The organism is Dolichospermum sp. UHCC 0259 (assembly GCF_009711935.1).
Lineage (GTDB): Bacteria > Cyanobacteriota > Cyanobacteriia > Cyanobacteriales > Nostocaceae > Dolichospermum.
In genome coordinates this window covers 15,434-32,320 of sequence record NZ_VIKX01000255.1, presented here as the reverse complement: position 1 = coordinate 32,320, position 16,887 = coordinate 15,434, and the positions used below count along the sequence as shown (strand labels likewise).

The following is a 16,887-nucleotide window of genomic DNA, read 5'->3' as shown; positions in this document are numbered from 1 at the left end:
CTCCTATCCCTGTTACTTCCTAATTCCTTTTTAGTGGGGGAGTGTGAACAGTTACAATAGGAGCAATTTGTAACCGAGATATTTTATTGCTCACTGCTGATACTGAACAGACGCTTTCCGCTCCTGATGACTACTTTAAAGACTGGAGATTCAGTATATCTAAGATATTAGTAGGAAGTATAGAAGAATTTTATCGAGCCAAGGCAAGAGACGGTTATACACACGAATATTTGCCTGTAGTAATTCCAGTCGTCACGTTTCCCTCAACTGAAATATTTATAGCTGCTGCTAAAATAGACCCCAAAAAATTAATTAAGGATGCTTATGGTAAGAAACCAGGAGAATTAAAAACCTTACTTTATGGTACTAAAGAACTTAAAACTCTTAGTGATGAAGACTTTAAGAAGAAAGCATTAGATTTTATCAACGCAGAAAGTATAGGCAAAATTTTTCAGAATGTACCTGAATCTCGTACTTTTATTCAAACTTTATCTCTTGGTAAATATTACATCTAACCCACATTCCGCACCCCTCAGTATCACAATCGGTAATTATGGCTAACGCCACGCTCCGCGTTATCCAAGTTTCCACCATAGGAACAACAACAGGTATAGAAAATCTATTAGTGTAAAAATCTCAAGCCAAAAATAAGTAGGTGAACACAATAAAACCAAACTGTGTAAAGAAATGTAAAATCGCCCAAACCCTCTTCACTCTTGCCTCTTGCCTCTTGCCTTGCCATAACGACAATTTTCAACGCTCACCTACTTAGTTAATAATTAGCTTCATTTAAGTAGGTTAATTTTCGGTAAGAGTTCCTACTAAAATTTGCATTAATATTTCGGCTCTACCGCTCCCTTTATGATATTTTATCAAAAATATCATCGAAACCCTTGCTCTAACTGGATTTGAGGGTTTAATATCTTCAAAAATAAGCGATCGCTCTTAATTTAGACAAAACCCATATACAGTAATGGTTTTGGACATATGAAAGGAATATTTAATCATAAGGGGAACGGTAGAACCAATATTTCTAAATCAGTTGGAACTCGATATAACATTAAGTCCTGAGTTATTAGTTTATTTTCTCGTTGAAAACTGCCAAATTGCCAAATATCTCCAGTAGTTACAGCACCATATAATATTGGTTCATCTCCTTCAACCCATTGATCTAAAGCAATTAATTCAACTGCAAGTTGAGTAAATCCTCGTGTTAAATCTGCGTGTTTTGCCTCTATAACTAAAACCTGATGTTGAGATTGCAAGTAATAATCTAAATCACCTCGCAAAAATTGATTTATTTCAATGGGATATTCAATATTAATTTTAGATTCAGTAATATGTGCAACTTCTAAGAGAATTGGCGCAATTAAAACTTCTCTTCTTGCAGCTTCGCTTGTTAAACTGACTCTTTGAATTGCTTCTTCTAATCGTTTCTGGAGATCAACTAATCGAGGTATTTGATTATTATTTATTGGAAAATTAATTGTTCCTCTAGTTAAATTAACTCCTAGTTCTTGTAAAATATCCGCAGGTGCAAACCTTAACTCAAAATACTTACGAAATGTGTATGTTTCATCAGGTTTGAGAATTGGGGGACGATGTGATTTATTCATAAAGTTATAAATTATGTTGTCAGTTTTTATCTTTTATATTTATTCAATACCTTGTCCATTTTTTGTAGGTCGGGTTAAGCAACAGCGCAACCCGACACATTTGTTGGGTTATGGCTATGGCTCCCACGTCGCCACGCAAGCTATCGCTACGGTGCTACGGTTTTACGGTTCTGGCTCAATTCCCAATTCCCGCAATTTAGCAGCTAGTCTTTCTGCTCTTTGATGTTCTCTATCTGCTCTTTGTCTTTCCTCCTCCGCTTTTTGGCGTTCTTGTTCTGCTTGTTCTGAACTCCATAGCAGTAAATTACCTGATTTATCCCACCAACGCAGCCAGTTCATGGTTTGTCCCAACCTTTCCCCAGACCAAATTCCCAGATATAATTCCAATTGTGGAATCCACACCCGTCCCTGGGTATCTACTGGATGTAAAATATATCTGCCATCTTGCAAATAACGGACTTCTAGACTAGGATCATAGGGGTCATAAGTCACATAAGTGGGTACTTGCAGAACTTGCTCGTAAAAATGGAGTTTACCATAGGGAGGGGTTGACCTAATGGATAGTTCTCCTCCCTCTGCTTCTGAGAGAAATTCCATCACAATTGTCACTGCTGCACCATCTGTATTAGGGGTATAACTACGACGAATTACCCCCTCTGGTACGGAATGTACTTGAGGAACATAAAACCAGTCTGGAGCTTTGACGACAATCTTTTTATTAACTGTTGCTACCAGCCCCAAATTCGAGCCAATCAACATTTCTGGCTGGATATATCCTGAAGCCCCCAAAGCATCGGTTAAAGCCGCAGCGAGGGCGGGTTGTTGAATATTTTCCACAGGATCGTCTGGTAATATAAAATTAGCTGGTAGAGGTTCCCAGGTGATGGTTGTTTTAGCTTTGATAGACGGGGCTTTGAGTACCATTGTATTAACCCTCAACCAGAAATGTTTGTGCAAATTAATTAACAGTATATCAAGGGTTCAATACTATTGCCAAAACCCTGAAACCCTATTGATATCGTCACGATTTTATTGGGTTTCAGACATATTTAGGAAAATTGGCAATAGTGTTGAAGGGTTGAGACTTATTCTTTTGCCAAGTTAATTCACTTTTCCCTGTTCTGAAGATTAACCCATTGGTGCAGATTACTGAATGGTTTTTCTAAGTTCTTAATTAAAGGTTTTTACTGATGTCCGCAATTAATTGATCTAGTTCGCTGATTTCACCTAATATATCCGGGTCGCTAAAAGATGCAAGTGCATCCGCATACTCTTTGACGTTACCGTATTTTTGGTTTGCCAACTTAATTCGCTTTTCTACCTTATCAGACAGGTTGGAGATTTTATTGGTTAATACTATTGCCTCGGACAGACTCTGATTCTTGCTCTCTAACCCGGCTCTACTCAGTTGAAGATTTTTTAACTGAGTATTTAACGATGAAATATACTGGCTATATTTTTCATACTCTTCATAACTACCATCTATTACTAGCGGATTTGGACCACCCGATTCCCCAAGCCGAAGCCAGGCTAAGAGTTTGGCTTCGTCCTCGGCATATTTGAGCTCACGCTTTGCCTTTAAGTCGTCAAGTTGCTTCTGCGAAGCTTTTTCGATCATATATAGGCTATTGATATCTGATAAGGTTTTGTTGTACGCTTGCTGAGTTTCATTGCTTAACTTCTGGAAAGCTGTGGCATTTTTCCCAGCATCAGTTTGAATTTTTTGTAATCTAGTATCTATCTCTGCCAGTGTTGTTTTTCCATTCTCATAAGACAGATTGGGAAGTTTTTTAATCGCTGTTAATACACTATCTAACTCTACCTTCACATTAGATACATAGGACTTTATAGTGCCACTGTAGTCTAATGCCAACACTGGTGTAGGAAAGAAAAGCAACGCAGACAGAATGAAAACTACTAAGGTTTTCCAGACAAACTTAACTGGACTTGGTAGGTTTTTCTTGGTAAAAAATCTCATGTTTATACTCCGATAGTTTTGGGTTTCCACAAATTAACTCAGTAGTTTCTTGATTTAAGTTTAGATAGCATATAGATGGCAATAATAGCCATCTATTGCACCTGTCCGATGTTTAAGATGTTTAACTGCTTCTTACCTAAGACCTATACCTAGCACTCACTACTGTTATATAATTCCCCCATCTTTTATCTTTTTCCGCCGCTGCTTCTAGAGTTTTCGTCTGTTTGTCAAGAGAATCAAAAATCCGTTTAGCTAATATAGGTGTTTGTACTTTTGCTTGGTCAATTGAAGGTGAAGCGACAATATTAGCTCCTACTTTATTGTAGGTATTTTTTGCTCCTACTAGATATTCCCGACAGACGCTATCTAAAGCTACCCATTGAGATAAATTTTTCACGAACAGCACGATAAATTCCGGGCTAGAGTATTCCTTAATTAGCTCTTCTGGAGATAATTCACCTTGATAATCGTGAACGGCATTTGAGAATTTTGAACTTTCAAGTTGCCTACAATATGTCTCAATTGAACGCCAGAAAAGTGTTGCATCAGTTAATGTAGAGACAATTGCAGAGAGAGCGCGAATTGCATAATGGAAACTTTGAACAGATTTTTCCGCCTCAGAAACAGCACTTTGCGCTTTCATAATTTCTGCTGCATATTGTTTAAGATCATTCAAATTATTAAGGATTAACTGATTGTACCTTTGCGAGTCTCTGTTGTAGGTAGCATGAGTTTCCCGTAGAGCTTCCTCCTTAGGATCTCGAACTCCGCAAACTTTAGCGACTGTTTTAACAGCACCGATAAACCAGCCATCCTGGAGTTTAGCGACGCTGGCATAATATTCTTTGGTCAGCTTATCCATGTCTTCTTTAAGCTTTTTACAATCGGCTTCCGCTCCCCCCTGTTTTGCTTTAAAATCATTCAATTGTTTATTTAGGTTTGACTTCTCGCCTTCAGTCAGAGTTTTTAGATTAATAGCATCTTCATTTACAAGCTGGGATTGATTACCAAGTGCTGAAATCTTTGCCGCTAATTGCTCTGATTCATTAGCCATATCACCGGCAATCTTTGCACAATATTTTAATTGAATTATGGCGAACTTGTCTTTACGTTGTAATAACAATCCATATATCTTGATTAAAGTTTTGGCGACTTCTTGGGAGCGAAGACCAAAAATGTCAAGTGTATTCATGCAATCACCAGAAATATCAAGTAGTGACTTCTGCAATCCAGACACTTTTGGCCAAACTTCTGTACCTGCTAAGGCGTTATATGCCAAAAACATAAAATCTGCCGCATTTTCAAAGTTGGAAACCAAGGAATCAATGGACAATTTCCCTAAAATATCCTGGCGAGAGTCCAGCACTAATTGACTGCCGCTTGCTGGAAGATTTTGCACAGAATATACTTCTTGTTTACCGTTGATAGAAAGTGTGATCGATCCTGGTATTGAGTTGTTGTTAATTATTGTAATTTCACTCATTTGACTTAATCCATTAATGTGTGTGTTAACTTGTTAACAATTAGCTGGCATCATGTAGCACACTCTCTCGTTAATAAAGATAGGGGTGGTGTGAACAGTTACGCTTCCCAATGGAAGGTTGTTAGTTAAATCGGCAATAAATTGATCTAGTTCACTGATTTCGCTCAGTATATCTTGATCGCTAAAAGACTCTAATTCTTCCGCATAAGCTTTGATATTGCTAGTTTTCTGTTTTGCATCGTTTACACGATTTTTTAGGTTAGTAGACAACTTGGATATTTTGTCAGCTAATACTATTGCCTGAGATAGATTCTGATTATCTATCTCTAACTTTGCTCTACTGTCTTTTAATGACTGTAGCTTAGATATGGCTGACCTATTGCTTTCCTCATAGCTCTTAATAATGTTATCAAACGGAGTGGCTATTTGAACCCCACCATTTAGTGACGCAGAAATACCTCTCATTGCTTGCTCTAATGCAATATATCGCTCTAATTTCTCTTGATTTGTCTGTAATTCCTTCTCTAAAAATTGTTGGCGAGTATATAGATTATTTATCGTATCTAGAAGTTGATTAGATTCTTTCTGCCCTTCATCTCCTAACTTCTCGAAATCTGTGGCATTTTTCCTAGCATCAGTTTGAATTTTTTGTAATCTAGTATCTATCTCAGCCAGTGCAGTTTTACCATTCGCATAAGATAGATTTTGCAGTTTTTTAATCACTGTTAATACACTATCTAACTCTACCTTAGCGTTAGATACATAGGACTGTACAGTGCCACTGTAGTCTAATGCCAATACGGGTGTGGGAAAGAAAAGCAACGCAGACAGAATGAAAACTACTAAGGTTTTCCACACAAACTTGACTGGACTTGGTAGGCTTTTCTGGATCAAAAATTTCATTTTCATACTCCAATTTTTCTTGTTTATGACTGAGACAGGTAGTTTTTGGTTTTAACTCTAACGTAAGTCGGATGACCTCTCCGCGTCGGAGAGGGGCTTAAATATCTTGAAAGCTTAACGAAAAGCTAAGATTTTTGAGCCTCTCTCCTTACAGGGGACAGGTTTGGAGAGAGGTTTTTCAATTCGTCGAATTCACGTTAACTTTAGAGTCGATATGGATGACAATAATAGACATCCATATCGCTAAAAAGCACAGATTAAAGTAAGCGATGTAACGCTGTGCCTATTAATCGCCTTTTAGAAATCCTCTAGCCTACTCGTTGCGCTGAAACATTTATGGTCTGCATCTGCTTCCGAAAAGACTCCATTTCAGCATCTACAGCCGCAGCTTCACTTTGAGCAGATTTAAGAACTGCTTGAGCTAATCCAGCGACTTGGGCCGCTGCCTGGTCATCGGATGGTGGTTTTCCGACATTTTTATTTACCTTGCCATATACCTCGTTTACTGCTGTCAGATATTGATCGCAGACATTATTCAGTGCCACCCATTGAGCTATATTAACCAACGCCCCTTTGAGGAAGTCCTCACTGGAGTAGTAATCCTTCCGTTCCTCTAAAGTAAAACTACTTTGGATAAATCCAAGGTCTTCCGTAAAGCTAGTGCTTCCCAGAGTTTCTTTACAATAGTTCGCCATATTACGCCAGAACAGTGTTGTCTGACTTAATGCAGCTACGACTCCGCTGAGAGCTTCAATGGCAAACTGTAGACTTTTGATTGCCGTTTCTATATTCTTAGTATCATCAGTGGTATATTTAATTTCCACTACATATTGTGCAAGATTAGCTAAGGCTTCCCGGTTTTCTGCTGCCAGCTTATTCCTGTGTTCGTAGTATGCCATCTTCTGTTTCGACGCAGTTTCCGCAGCTGTGTATGACTGGCTCGATATTTGTTGAAGTTGCTGTGACACGCCGCTCAGTCCTGATAAAACAGTTTTGACAGCTTCTTCTGCCGCTTTTAGCCTTTTATCAATATCAGCACGTTTTGCTTCAGCCGCAGCCTTTTTTTGTTCTGCGTCCGCCTTAGCCTGTGGTGGAGATTGAGGATCTTTGATAATTGCTTCAGCTTTTGTGATTTGAGCGTCGTTTTCTGTCTTCTCTGTAAAAATAACGGTCTTTGCTGTCTCTTTATCTTGCAATTGCTTGCTGAGACTTTCCTTCTGTTGCTCTACCTCAGGTGAAGGGGCTAAACCGCTTGGCTTATTACCACCTGCTTGAGTAGGAGGGACATATCCTCCTGGAAGTCCAATGGGAGACTTGATGGCAATCACCGCTTGACCTATCGAACCAGCACCCGAAGCAAGGGCACCAAAAGTAGCCCCCATTATTCCGGTAATAAAAGCGCGATCACCCTCAACCTTTTCTCTCTCTCTGGCTTCTTCATATTCCTTTTGTGCAGCAGTAAGGTCTGTTTGAATATTTTTCTGAAGCTCTACAGTTCTTTTCTGAAGGGTTTTAATCAGGTTAAGCTTTTCTTCCAGTTTTTTCTTGGTGTTTTGATCGGTCACTTTCTGAGCAATAGCTGCTTCCACGGCAGTCTGAGATCCATCAACAATCTTCTGAAAACGATCTGCTAGTTTTTGCGATTCATTCGCCATTTGCAAAGCCGTCTCTCCACAGCGTTGTAGTTGTTTTATAGCCAACGACTCCTTACCCTGGACTAGCCATTTATAGGCACTAAATGCATCATCTACGACTGCACTAGACTTAGTTTTAAAAACCCCCATTGTTACACTGGCTTCCATCGTGGCATCTAACAGGGATTTCTGTAATCCAGACACCGTTCCTTGGAGCGAGTCGTTTTTTCTTGCTGCTAAGGCATTATAGGCAAGATACATTAAATCGGCTGCATGATCCAACCCCTTCACGACTTCGCGGACAGATAAATTGTTGAGAATTGACTTCTCAGATTCAAACACCAACTTAGAGGTACGTGCTGGTTTAGTATTAATCGAATACTTCTCTGTAACTCCTTTGTCAAACTGGAGGGTGATCGATAACTCCTTCTTCCGTTGATTTTCGGCTGCCTCATTTAAAGATGTAACTAGTATCATTTCGCTCATTTTACGTACCTATGAATTAGTTGATGTTACTACTAAATATACTAGTATCATACTTGATTACTTAATTAAATACATAGAGACTTATTTGATACAAAAAGTTACAAGGGCAAATATTGAGTTTTTTTTATACTAGCTAGTAACTTGCGTGTATTGGATAGTGCTATAGCTTAATGTAAGTAATTTACAGAAAAGATCGGGTTCGCAAGGTATACAGGACTTACGCAACTAGTACATTGGTAAAGTGCATCACAACGCAAAAATTTATCAAAGAAACGGATTGTTGGTATCTGATGCACCCTACAATAGATTTTTGGTGTGACACTTGCGTAAGTCATAGTATAGAAATAACCCGCCCGCGCACTGGGGGTGTACTTCATTTAATTGAAATATGCTGTATAATTTTTACCAATCACTAATACTATTCTCATCCCAAACCTGCAATTTCAATTCTTGCAAATAATTTAACCCATTTTGAATTTGTGTTTCTGTTCCTTGTAAATCTAAGTCAAACCAACCATCACCTACAGCATTTTGTCCGAGAATTGCAGCTTTGATATTTACAGTCAAGCCGTATTCGGAAACTAGGCGAGAAATAACAGGTTCTTGATGATGATCTTGAGTGATTCTGATGCGAATTCGCTTGTTTATCAGGGTATTTTCACTGCTCATAACAACTCCTAAGATGTAATTTTATATCTGTCTAAAAATTACCCATTACCTATTACCCATTATTCAACTTCTTTAATCTGGGTTTTGCGTTCTAAAATTTCCTTGAGTATCAAGGTGATTACGGCTAGAAATGCTAACAATACAGCCGCAGAAAAAGCAGCTTCAGTTTCATATTGTTTGTAAGCATCTTCCACGAATAAGGGTAAACTCTGGGTTGTATTAGCAATGTTACCAGATACCACAGAAACTGCGCCAAATTCACCCATTGCTCTGGCATTTGTTAAGATTAAACCGTAGAGTAAACCCCAGCGAATACTCGGTAAAGTTACTCGCCAGAAAGTTTGCCAATCGTTTGCACCTAATGTTCTGGCGGCTTCTTCTTGATCTTTGCCAAATTCTTCTAAGATAGGAATTACTTCTCTGGCGACAAAAGGCATACTCACAAAGGCGGTAGCCATTACCATTCCTGGAAAAGCAAAGATAATTTGGATATTATGTGCTTGTAGCCAAGGACCAAACCAGCCCTGTCTGCCGTATAGTAGGACTATCATTAACCCGGCGACGACTGGGGAGATGGAAAAGGGTAAATCAATGATACTGAGAACTATAGCGCGTCCAGGGAATTTATGTCGAGCGATCGCCCAAGCCGCACATAAACCAAATACAGCATTCACAGGTATGGAAATCGCAGCTAGTAATAGAGTTAACCAAGCTGCATGGAGAAATTCCGGTTTTGCCAGGTTGGATAAAAATGGTCCAGATCCCTTTTTGAAAGCTTCAAAAAAAACATTAATAGCTGGAATATATTGAACCAGAAACAGGTAGGCGATCGCAATCCCAATTAAAACCGCCGGCACCCAACTTTGTTTTTTTTGTCTTTTAACTTTATCTATTGTCATATCTTCTCGCCCAAGCTTGTAAGAAATTAATTGCTAACAACATCACCAAAGAAATTCCTAATAAAACCACACCAATTACAGTTGCACCGGAATAGTCATATTGTTCCAACCGTTGGAAAATTAACACAGGTGCAATCAAATCTTTATATGGTGTATTAGAAGAAATAATTACTGTTGAACCATACTCTCCCACAGCACGAGAAAAACCCAAAGCCACACCAGTTAAAATTGTCGGAAATAAAGGCGGTAAAATCACTTTCCAAAAAGTTTGCCATTCGGAAGCACCCAAACTCCAAGCAGCCTCTTCAATTTCCGATTCCATTTCTTGCAGTACCGGTTGGACAGTTCTCACCACAAAAGGTAAAGATATAAATATCATTGCTACCCCAACTCCCAACCGAGTAAAGGATACCTTAATCCCCATTGGTGCTAACAATGAACCCAGCCAACCATTATCACTATAAACTGTTGCCAGTGTTAAACCTGCTACTGATGTTGGCAAAGCAAATGGTAAATCTACAGTCGCATCAATAATCCGTTTCAAAGGAAAATCGTAACGCACCAATACCCAAGCAATCAAAGTTCCAAACACACCATTCAGCAAAGCTGCAAATAAAGACGTAACAAAGGTAACGTTATAAGTCGCCAATGCTAAATCATTAGTTGCAATTTCCCAAAACTTAGCAGGGGGTTCTGTACTAGCCTTGAGAAACATGGCCATAATCGGAATAAATAACATGAAAGTTAGATATCCTAAAGTAATCCGCCAAGTCCAAGGAAGATGAAGCAAATTATCTATAAACACCTTCCAAATCGGAGGTTTAATATTAGTTTGTACAGGAGAAGATACAGCCATAATTTAGTTAGTTGTCAGTTGTCAGTTGTCAGTTGTCAGTTGTCAGTTGTCTTCTAACAATTACCAATTACCAATTACCCATTACCCATTACCGCCTATTTTTAGCTTGAATTTGGTCAAAAATTGCCCCATCATTAAAGAACTTTTTCTGCACAGCATCCCAACCACCTAATTCTTCAACTGTACTTAAAGTCTTTATTGGGGGATATTTGTCAGCAAACTCTTTACTCTTAGCTACTGTTTCATCCACAGGGCGAAATCCTACTTTCGCAAATTCCTGTTGTGCTTCTGGAGTGAATAAGTATTTAACAAAAGCTTCCGCCACCTCCCGATTACCATGTTTATCAACATTTTTATCCACAACAGCAATAGGATTATCAATGGAGATATTTACATCAGGAAGAACATAGTTTGTTTTTTCACCCTTATCTCTGGCTAAAACAATTTCGTTTTCATAGTTGATTAGAGCATCACCTTGACCTTGTTTAAAAAATGCGTCTGTAGCTTCACGAGCATCTTTAGTTAATACAGGGACATTCTTATAAACCTTAGTAACAAACTCTGTTGCTTTAGCTTCATCTCCACCAGTTTTAATTACCGAATTCCAAAGTGCGAGAAAGTTCCACCGCGCTACCCCAGAAGTTTTAGGATCTGCGGTAATTAGTTTAACATTATCTTTAGCTAAATCAGCCCAATTTTTAATACCTTTAGGGTTGCCTTCACGAGTTACTAAAGCGGCGACAGATTTAGTAACAATTCCATTATTAGGAAATTTTTTCTCCCACCCAGCTTGAATTAATCCCGCCTTTTCGATTTTTTGCGTATCTAAAGCTAATGCTAGATGCACAACATCTGCTTCTAAACCATCAACTACAGCACGAGTTTGTGAACCAGAACCGCCATAGCTTTGTTTGAAAACTACAGTTTGGTTATGTTCCTTTTGCCATTTTTCCACAAATTTGGGAATAATGGCAGCGTGAGCAGCTTTAGTGACAGCAAAAGATACAAGGGTTAGTTCTACATTCTGTTTTTTACCCGTATCATTGGTTGCATTAGATGGAGAATTACTGGTATTTGTCCCAGAACAAGCAGCAAGAGATACACTCAATACCGTTCCTACTAAAACCAGTGATACAAAGCCTTTGAGGGAGTTGGGGTTAAACCTCAGTTGTAATTTTTTCAGTAATTGTTGCCACAAATTCATTATTTTTCTTCCTGTAAAACTACGGATAATTAGTTTCTTAGCTTGCACTTATGCGATAAAGCATAATTGTCAATACAGTTTTAAACAGCATATTGACGATAGGGAATATGGTGATTTTACCAGTTTCAGGACAAATTACAACGCCTCCAATAAAGAAGTATCAATTTTCAATTGTCTTTATAGAGGTTGCAAAATACAAATACTTTATATAATAGTTACTTTTGGTACATATAGTTAAATCAAATACTTACTATTAAAATAGATTTAATTTATTCAAAGCCTTTTCAAATTGGCTTTTTAGGTAATCAAGCATTAAAAAATAACTGCAATATTGAATACATACAATACTCGATAGGAAAATAGTTGTTTTTAAGTGCAAAAACTATTGATTTTATTTATTACATCTGGTAAGCTCTTTTTCGATAGGTTAAATACGGTATCTCGATCAAGATATTGTAGATTATATTTAAGCCAATTTAAGGACATCCCACCCATGACAGATAATTCTTTAAAGGCTTTTATTTTATTTCTTAAAAATATATCTAAAGTTAGATATCTATAAATACCGTTTTTATTTACAATCGGTTAAAATTATAAAGAAATTACTCGCTATATAAAACTATACAAATGGGTATGCTTTCAGGCATCACTCGAAAATTCTCAAACAATCACCTGGAAATGCCAGAAGCCTATACTTCATATTTGGTTGTTTCTGTCAATGCTTAAGCCCTAGTATATTAGAAAAATAAAATTTAACCTGTTTTTAACACCATTATCTAAATATTAATGATATAACTTCATAAAATTTTCATAATTTTATCATAAATCTATTATCAAGCTATTATCAGGTAATAATTATGGACTTAGATGTTTTGTTGAGCAAATTTGAAGAATGTATTCAATTCCAATACAATGGCAACTTAGATTTTAACGATACATGGGGAAATAAATGGACTTTTTATTACCATTTAGGGCAGATAATATGGGCAACCGGGGGGATTCATCCTCGGAGACGTTGGTTGAGAAATATCGCTTTAATTTGCCCACATCTTGACATTGATCAATTCCTGCTGCGGGAAGAAGAGATGTTAATAGATTATTGGGATTATTTACTACTAGAGAATTTATATCACAAAAAAGAATTAAATCAGACACAATTTAACGACTTTGTGGTGAAAACTGTAGAGGAACAGTTATTTGATTTAGTTTTAGCACAACAGGTAAATGTTAGTAATTTGAGTTGGGAACTCAAACAAGATACAATTTTAAAAACTATTCTCAGTTCTACAAATACAAATATTTTTATTCAGGAGGTAAAAAAGTCTTGGGATGATTGGTCAAGTGCTGGTTTAAGTAGTCTTTCTCCTCACTTATCACCTGTTTTAAGACAACCAGAAAAGCTCAAACAACAAGTAAGCACTATTGTCTATAAAAACTTTGAGCGGTTGATTAATGGTCAGCATACTCTCTGGGATTTAGCTGCAAAAATGCAGATAAGTATTGTGTCTATAACTAAATCATTACGTCCTTTTATAGATAAAGGAATTGCAGAATTTATAGAAGTACCTGATGTCCAATTATTAACTAAAAAAGTTCAACAAAACTCTCAATCAAAATCTGTAAGACAGAATAATTCTCCTCTAATTGTTTGTATTGATGATAGTCTGCAAGTAACTAAAATCCTAGAAAATATTGTTACATCTCAGGGGATGAAGTTTATTGGCATTCAAGATCCTTTAGAAGCTCTATCTATATTAATTGAGAATAAACCAGATTTGATTTTTTTGGATTTGATGATGCCAGTAGTGAATGGTTATCAAGTTTGTGAACAATTACGGCGGATTTCTATTTTTTCTCAAGTGCCAATTGTGATACTAACGAGTAGCGATGGAGCTTTTGATCGGGTTCGAGTTAAGGTATTTGGAGCAACTGATTTTATTAATAAGCCTATAAAAAAAGAGCAGATATTTACGATATTAAATAAGTATTTACCAACGAGTTCTAAAACTGAGTATTTCCCGAATTTCGCTTTGTCTTATTAATAAAATAGTTGTCAAAAATCATGCAAATTTTAGGGGTAATCCATCCTCAAATATTAGTAGTTCTCCCGGTTGAATTTGTGTCCAAACTTCGTTATCTGTTAGGGGTGTGGTAACGATGACAGCAACGCGATCGCTTGGTGTGGTCAATTCACTAAAATCTACGGTCATTTCTTCATCAATTAAATGCGCCGCAGCAAAGGGTGCTTGTCTAATAATGTAACAAAGTTTAGTTGAGCAATAGGTGAAAAAATGCTCACCATTTGATAATATGTAGTTAAAAGATCCAAAAGCTGCTATTTCTTTGGTGACTTCATGCAATTTTTGGTAAAGTTCCTTTAATGGTGGTTGTCCTTGGGGAAAATGCGATCGCAATGTGTTGAGAATTAAACAAAATGCTTTTTCACTGTCCGTAGTTCCCACTGGTTGAAAAGTCCCATGATTTTCTGGATGAAAATCTGGTAAGTTGCCATTATGGGCAAATACCCAATATCTTCCCCACAATTCCCGACGGAATGGATGACAGTTTTCTAAGGATATTTCACCTTGAGTGGCTTTGCGGATATGCGCTATCACATGAGTAGAGTGAATGGGATACCGACGGATAAAATCGGCAATTGGTGACGCTATAGAGGCTTCAGCGTCTAAAAAAATCCGACATCCCTTACCTTCAAAAAAAGCAATTCCCCAACCGTCGCTATGTTCGTCTGTTTTTCCTCCTCGTGCAGAAAAACCTTCAAAGGAAAAGCAAATGTCTGTGGGTATGTTGCAGTTCATTCCTAACAGTTGGCACATTAGTGTTGTAGTTGTAAAGATCAACTCCAGAATAACTGATTAATTTTGATGGCATAGGTGCAATTTGTACATTATTATCCTGATGTAACCGTTGGGTTATAAATACTCATAATCCGATAGAGATACCGTATATTTGAATTTATTCTAAAATTATCACATATTCTTCTCAAGGGAGCAAGATGTTTTTAGATGATTTTCGTCAATTTCTCGCCAGAGAATTTATCAATCTTGTGGAGTGATTTGGCTCAGGAAGAGAAAAATAGCAAATAATAGGATTATGGACAAACGCCATTTTTTACAAATTAGTACCCTCTTAGTCGGTACAGCCTTTTTTTCCCGCTATATCAATTGGAGTTCAGAATCTATGGCACTTTCTAATACAGAGTTTGCAGTGACAAAAACAGAGGAAGAGTGGAAGAGTATCCTCACACCAGAACAGTTTCGGGTGTTGCGGAAACATGGTACAGAACCCTCCCATAGCAGTCCTCTGGATAAGCAATATGAACCTGGTACTTATGTCTGCGCTGGTTGTGGACAGCCTTTGTTTACTGCCGATACTAAGTTTAATAGTGGTACTGGCTGGCCCAGCTTTTTTAAACCCATAGAGGGAGCGATCGCCACCACTACAGATAGAACATTTTTCATGACCCGAACAGAAGTCCATTGTAGTAATTGTGGTGGACATTTAGGCCATGTTTTCAATGATGGCCCCAAACCAACTGGTCTCCGTTACTGTATGAACGGTGTATCTTTGCAGTTTACACCTGCGTAAATTACGAATACGGCTCACTTTTTAAACTCTCTCAAGGGGTGCAAACCCCTTGTTTTATTCTGTCAAAAGCAGGAAATTGGAATATAGCAGGTAGTGTTTACATAAAATTGTCGAAAACAAGGATAAGGATTAGATAATGCAAGTTCTCAAAAGATCCATCAAACCAGAAAGTTATATATCGTTTCTCCACATTTACCAAACTACTTGGGGAACTGCTGGTGATATTTGTTTAGTTCGGGAATCTGTAGCTGAATCGAGCGCATCAAAGTTTGTGGGTCGTAGAATTAAATTAGCTCTTCCTAAAGGGATGGAACGTGATTACTTAGCGAATATTCCCATCATTAAAATTGCAGGTCACGTAGGTGAAGGGCATCCTAAAGATCCACAGTCTGAATGGGAAGCCTATGATGGTATAGATCCAGAAATAGCGATCGCAGTTTTGAAAATTTGGGGCTTTAAGTTAATTGAGTTATAAGAAATTTTACAAAACCATGAGCAACAGCACAAAAAATTAAGAGTGCGTCAAGAATTATCTTCCTAACGCACCCTATAAATTAAAAATTTTTGGGTAAACTTAGTACACAACAGCGGAAATTAACTAACTATTAAAAATAACTAAAAAGCTGGTAATATCCGCCTTTTTAATTTTTAATTATTAATTTTTAATTCCGCCTAGTCGGTACTAGCGTTTGCCACGATAAGGAACAGCATTCAGGTAATCAATATCAAAAGAAGATAGCTTTTGAGCATAGTTACCTTTACCAGATACAGAAGCTGCCATACCTCTAAACTTGCGAGGATCTCCTTCTGCCATCCGCTTTTCTTTAGCTTTAGCAGTATAGAAATTCTCCAAAGTAAAGCGCCAATCGGTTGTGACTGTACCGGCTGTTTCTTGGAAATCTGCACCGTAACGAGGAGTTACCAAGTTAAAGGGACGATCTACAAACCGCTTGCGTTGGTAAGGTACAGTATTTTCACCAAAGTTTTGGTTGTACTCTTCACTATCTAATAAAGCATCAACGAAACCGCCAAAGCCCTTGTTACAAATCACAATTGACCAAGCAATTTCTTCTTTTTTATTGTAAGCACAACGACCCAACAAACGCTTGAGGGTGATATCTACCAAACGGTAGTTGTTGTTAACAGAAACAACCAAACGATAGAAAGCTTCAGATTTAGCTAAACCGCGAATAAAATCACGAACTGACAAAGAACCATTTTTCAGTTGAGATTCTAAAGTCCCTTGACGGTTAAACTTGAGAATTTCATGTTCACTGAAAACTTGGCGATAAGCAGCCCAAATGATATTAGTCATGTCAGTGTAAGAACTAACATCTTCAATCCGATAGATATAAGGTGTATCTTCATTTTGGTCAGCAATGCCAAAGCTGGCCACCCGGTGATTTTGACTACTTGGATTGTATTGAAGTAATGGCAATGCCATATTATTTTTCTCCTTTTATTATCAAATTAAACAAAGATAATGAATCAGGGAACAGGGAACAGGGAATAGTTTTACCCTATTGCTGATTCCCTATTTCCTCTCGATCTTA

General features: G+C 37.6%; 16 protein-coding genes. 4 read left to right on the top strand and 12 right to left on the bottom strand.

Annotation, left to right across the window (positions count from 1 at the left end; all coding sequences use genetic code 11):
* The first annotated feature begins 86 nt into the window (after window positions 1-86).
* Window positions 87-515, top strand: coding sequence for a hypothetical protein (locus FJR05_RS21355; RefSeq protein ID WP_254447009.1), 429 nt, complete (start codon window positions 87-89; stop codon window positions 513-515).
* Window positions 516-1,004: 489 nt separating this feature from the next.
* Here FJR05_RS21355 and FJR05_RS21350 read toward each other — a convergent pair whose 3' ends face one another.
* The 10 genes from FJR05_RS21350 to FJR05_RS21305 all read right to left on the bottom strand — a co-directional run bounded on the left by FJR05_RS21350 (window position 1,005) and on the right by FJR05_RS21305 (window position 11,728).
* The gene (locus FJR05_RS21350; protein WP_039199243.1) at window positions 1,005-1,616 is read right to left on the bottom strand and encodes a hypothetical protein; all 612 of its coding nucleotides are present in this window, start codon (window positions 1,614-1,616) and stop codon (window positions 1,005-1,007) included.
* Between the two features lie 162 nt (window positions 1,617-1,778).
* Window positions 1,779-2,540 carry a Uma2 family endonuclease gene (locus tag FJR05_RS21345; protein WP_039199241.1) on the bottom strand — a complete coding sequence of 254 codons (762 nt, stop codon included), beginning with the start codon at window positions 2,538-2,540 and terminating at the stop codon, window positions 1,779-1,781.
* A 250-nt stretch (window positions 2,541-2,790) separates the two neighbouring features.
* A complete protein-coding gene (locus FJR05_RS21340; RefSeq protein WP_168645968.1) occupies window positions 2,791-3,594 on the bottom strand; it encodes a hypothetical protein in 804 nt (267 codons plus the stop codon).
* Window positions 3,595-3,730: 136 nt separating this feature from the next.
* Window positions 3,731-5,077 (bottom strand): hypothetical protein, encoded by a 1,347-nt coding sequence (locus FJR05_RS21335; protein ID WP_168645967.1) that lies wholly within the window; start codon window positions 5,075-5,077, stop codon window positions 3,731-3,733.
* Between the two features lie 33 nt (window positions 5,078-5,110).
* Window positions 5,111-5,980 carry a hypothetical protein gene (locus FJR05_RS21330; protein ID WP_168645966.1) on the bottom strand — a complete coding sequence of 290 codons (870 nt, stop codon included), beginning with the start codon at window positions 5,978-5,980 and terminating at the stop codon, window positions 5,111-5,113.
* 308 nt (window positions 5,981-6,288) lie between these two features.
* Window positions 6,289-8,100, bottom strand: a complete 1,812-nt coding sequence (locus tag FJR05_RS21325; RefSeq protein WP_168645965.1) for a hypothetical protein — start codon at window positions 8,098-8,100, stop codon at window positions 6,289-6,291.
* A 402-nt stretch (window positions 8,101-8,502) separates the two neighbouring features.
* The gene (locus tag FJR05_RS21320) at window positions 8,503-8,769 is read right to left on the bottom strand and encodes an NIL domain-containing protein (protein WP_039199230.1); all 267 of its coding nucleotides are present in this window, start codon (window positions 8,767-8,769) and stop codon (window positions 8,503-8,505) included.
* A 59-nt stretch (window positions 8,770-8,828) separates the two neighbouring features.
* Window positions 8,829-9,668: a sulfate ABC transporter permease subunit CysW gene (gene cysW / locus FJR05_RS21315; protein WP_027402213.1), complete on the bottom strand. Its 840-nt coding sequence runs from the start codon at window positions 9,666-9,668 to the stop codon at window positions 8,829-8,831.
* Window positions 9,655-10,524, bottom strand: coding sequence for a sulfate ABC transporter permease subunit CysT (gene cysT / locus FJR05_RS21310; RefSeq protein ID WP_039199225.1), 870 nt, complete (start codon window positions 10,522-10,524; stop codon window positions 9,655-9,657). The genes cysW and cysT overlap by 14 nt, the downstream gene beginning before the upstream one ends.
* Before the next feature lie 88 nt (window positions 10,525-10,612).
* The gene (locus FJR05_RS21305; RefSeq protein ID WP_168645964.1) at window positions 10,613-11,728 is read right to left on the bottom strand and encodes a sulfate ABC transporter substrate-binding protein; all 1,116 of its coding nucleotides are present in this window, start codon (window positions 11,726-11,728) and stop codon (window positions 10,613-10,615) included.
* Between the two features lie 857 nt (window positions 11,729-12,585).
* On the opposite strand from FJR05_RS21305, the gene FJR05_RS21300 reads away from it, so the two are divergent.
* Entirely contained in the window at window positions 12,586-13,770 is a 1,185-nt protein-coding gene (locus FJR05_RS21300) for a response regulator (protein ID WP_168645963.1), read from the top strand.
* An 18-nt stretch (window positions 13,771-13,788) separates the two neighbouring features.
* Here the strand turns inward: FJR05_RS21300 and FJR05_RS21295 are convergent, their stop codons facing one another.
* Window positions 13,789-14,562, bottom strand: coding sequence for a class II glutamine amidotransferase (locus FJR05_RS21295; protein ID WP_168645962.1), 774 nt, complete (start codon window positions 14,560-14,562; stop codon window positions 13,789-13,791).
* A 277-nt stretch (window positions 14,563-14,839) separates the two neighbouring features.
* On the opposite strand from FJR05_RS21295, the gene msrB reads away from it, so the two are divergent.
* Window positions 14,840-15,334 (top strand): peptide-methionine (R)-S-oxide reductase MsrB, encoded by a 495-nt coding sequence (gene msrB, locus FJR05_RS21290; protein WP_168645961.1) that lies wholly within the window; start codon window positions 14,840-14,842, stop codon window positions 15,332-15,334.
* A 136-nt stretch (window positions 15,335-15,470) separates the two neighbouring features.
* A complete protein-coding gene (locus tag FJR05_RS21285) occupies window positions 15,471-15,809 on the top strand; it encodes a hypothetical protein (protein ID WP_168645960.1) in 339 nt (112 codons plus the stop codon).
* A gap of 207 nt (window positions 15,810-16,016) precedes the next feature.
* Here the strand turns inward: FJR05_RS21285 and FJR05_RS21280 are convergent, their stop codons facing one another.
* Window positions 16,017-16,778 (bottom strand): phycobilisome rod-core linker polypeptide, encoded by a 762-nt coding sequence (locus FJR05_RS21280; RefSeq protein WP_168645959.1) that lies wholly within the window; start codon window positions 16,776-16,778, stop codon window positions 16,017-16,019.
* Window positions 16,779-16,887: the final 109 nt, after the last annotated feature.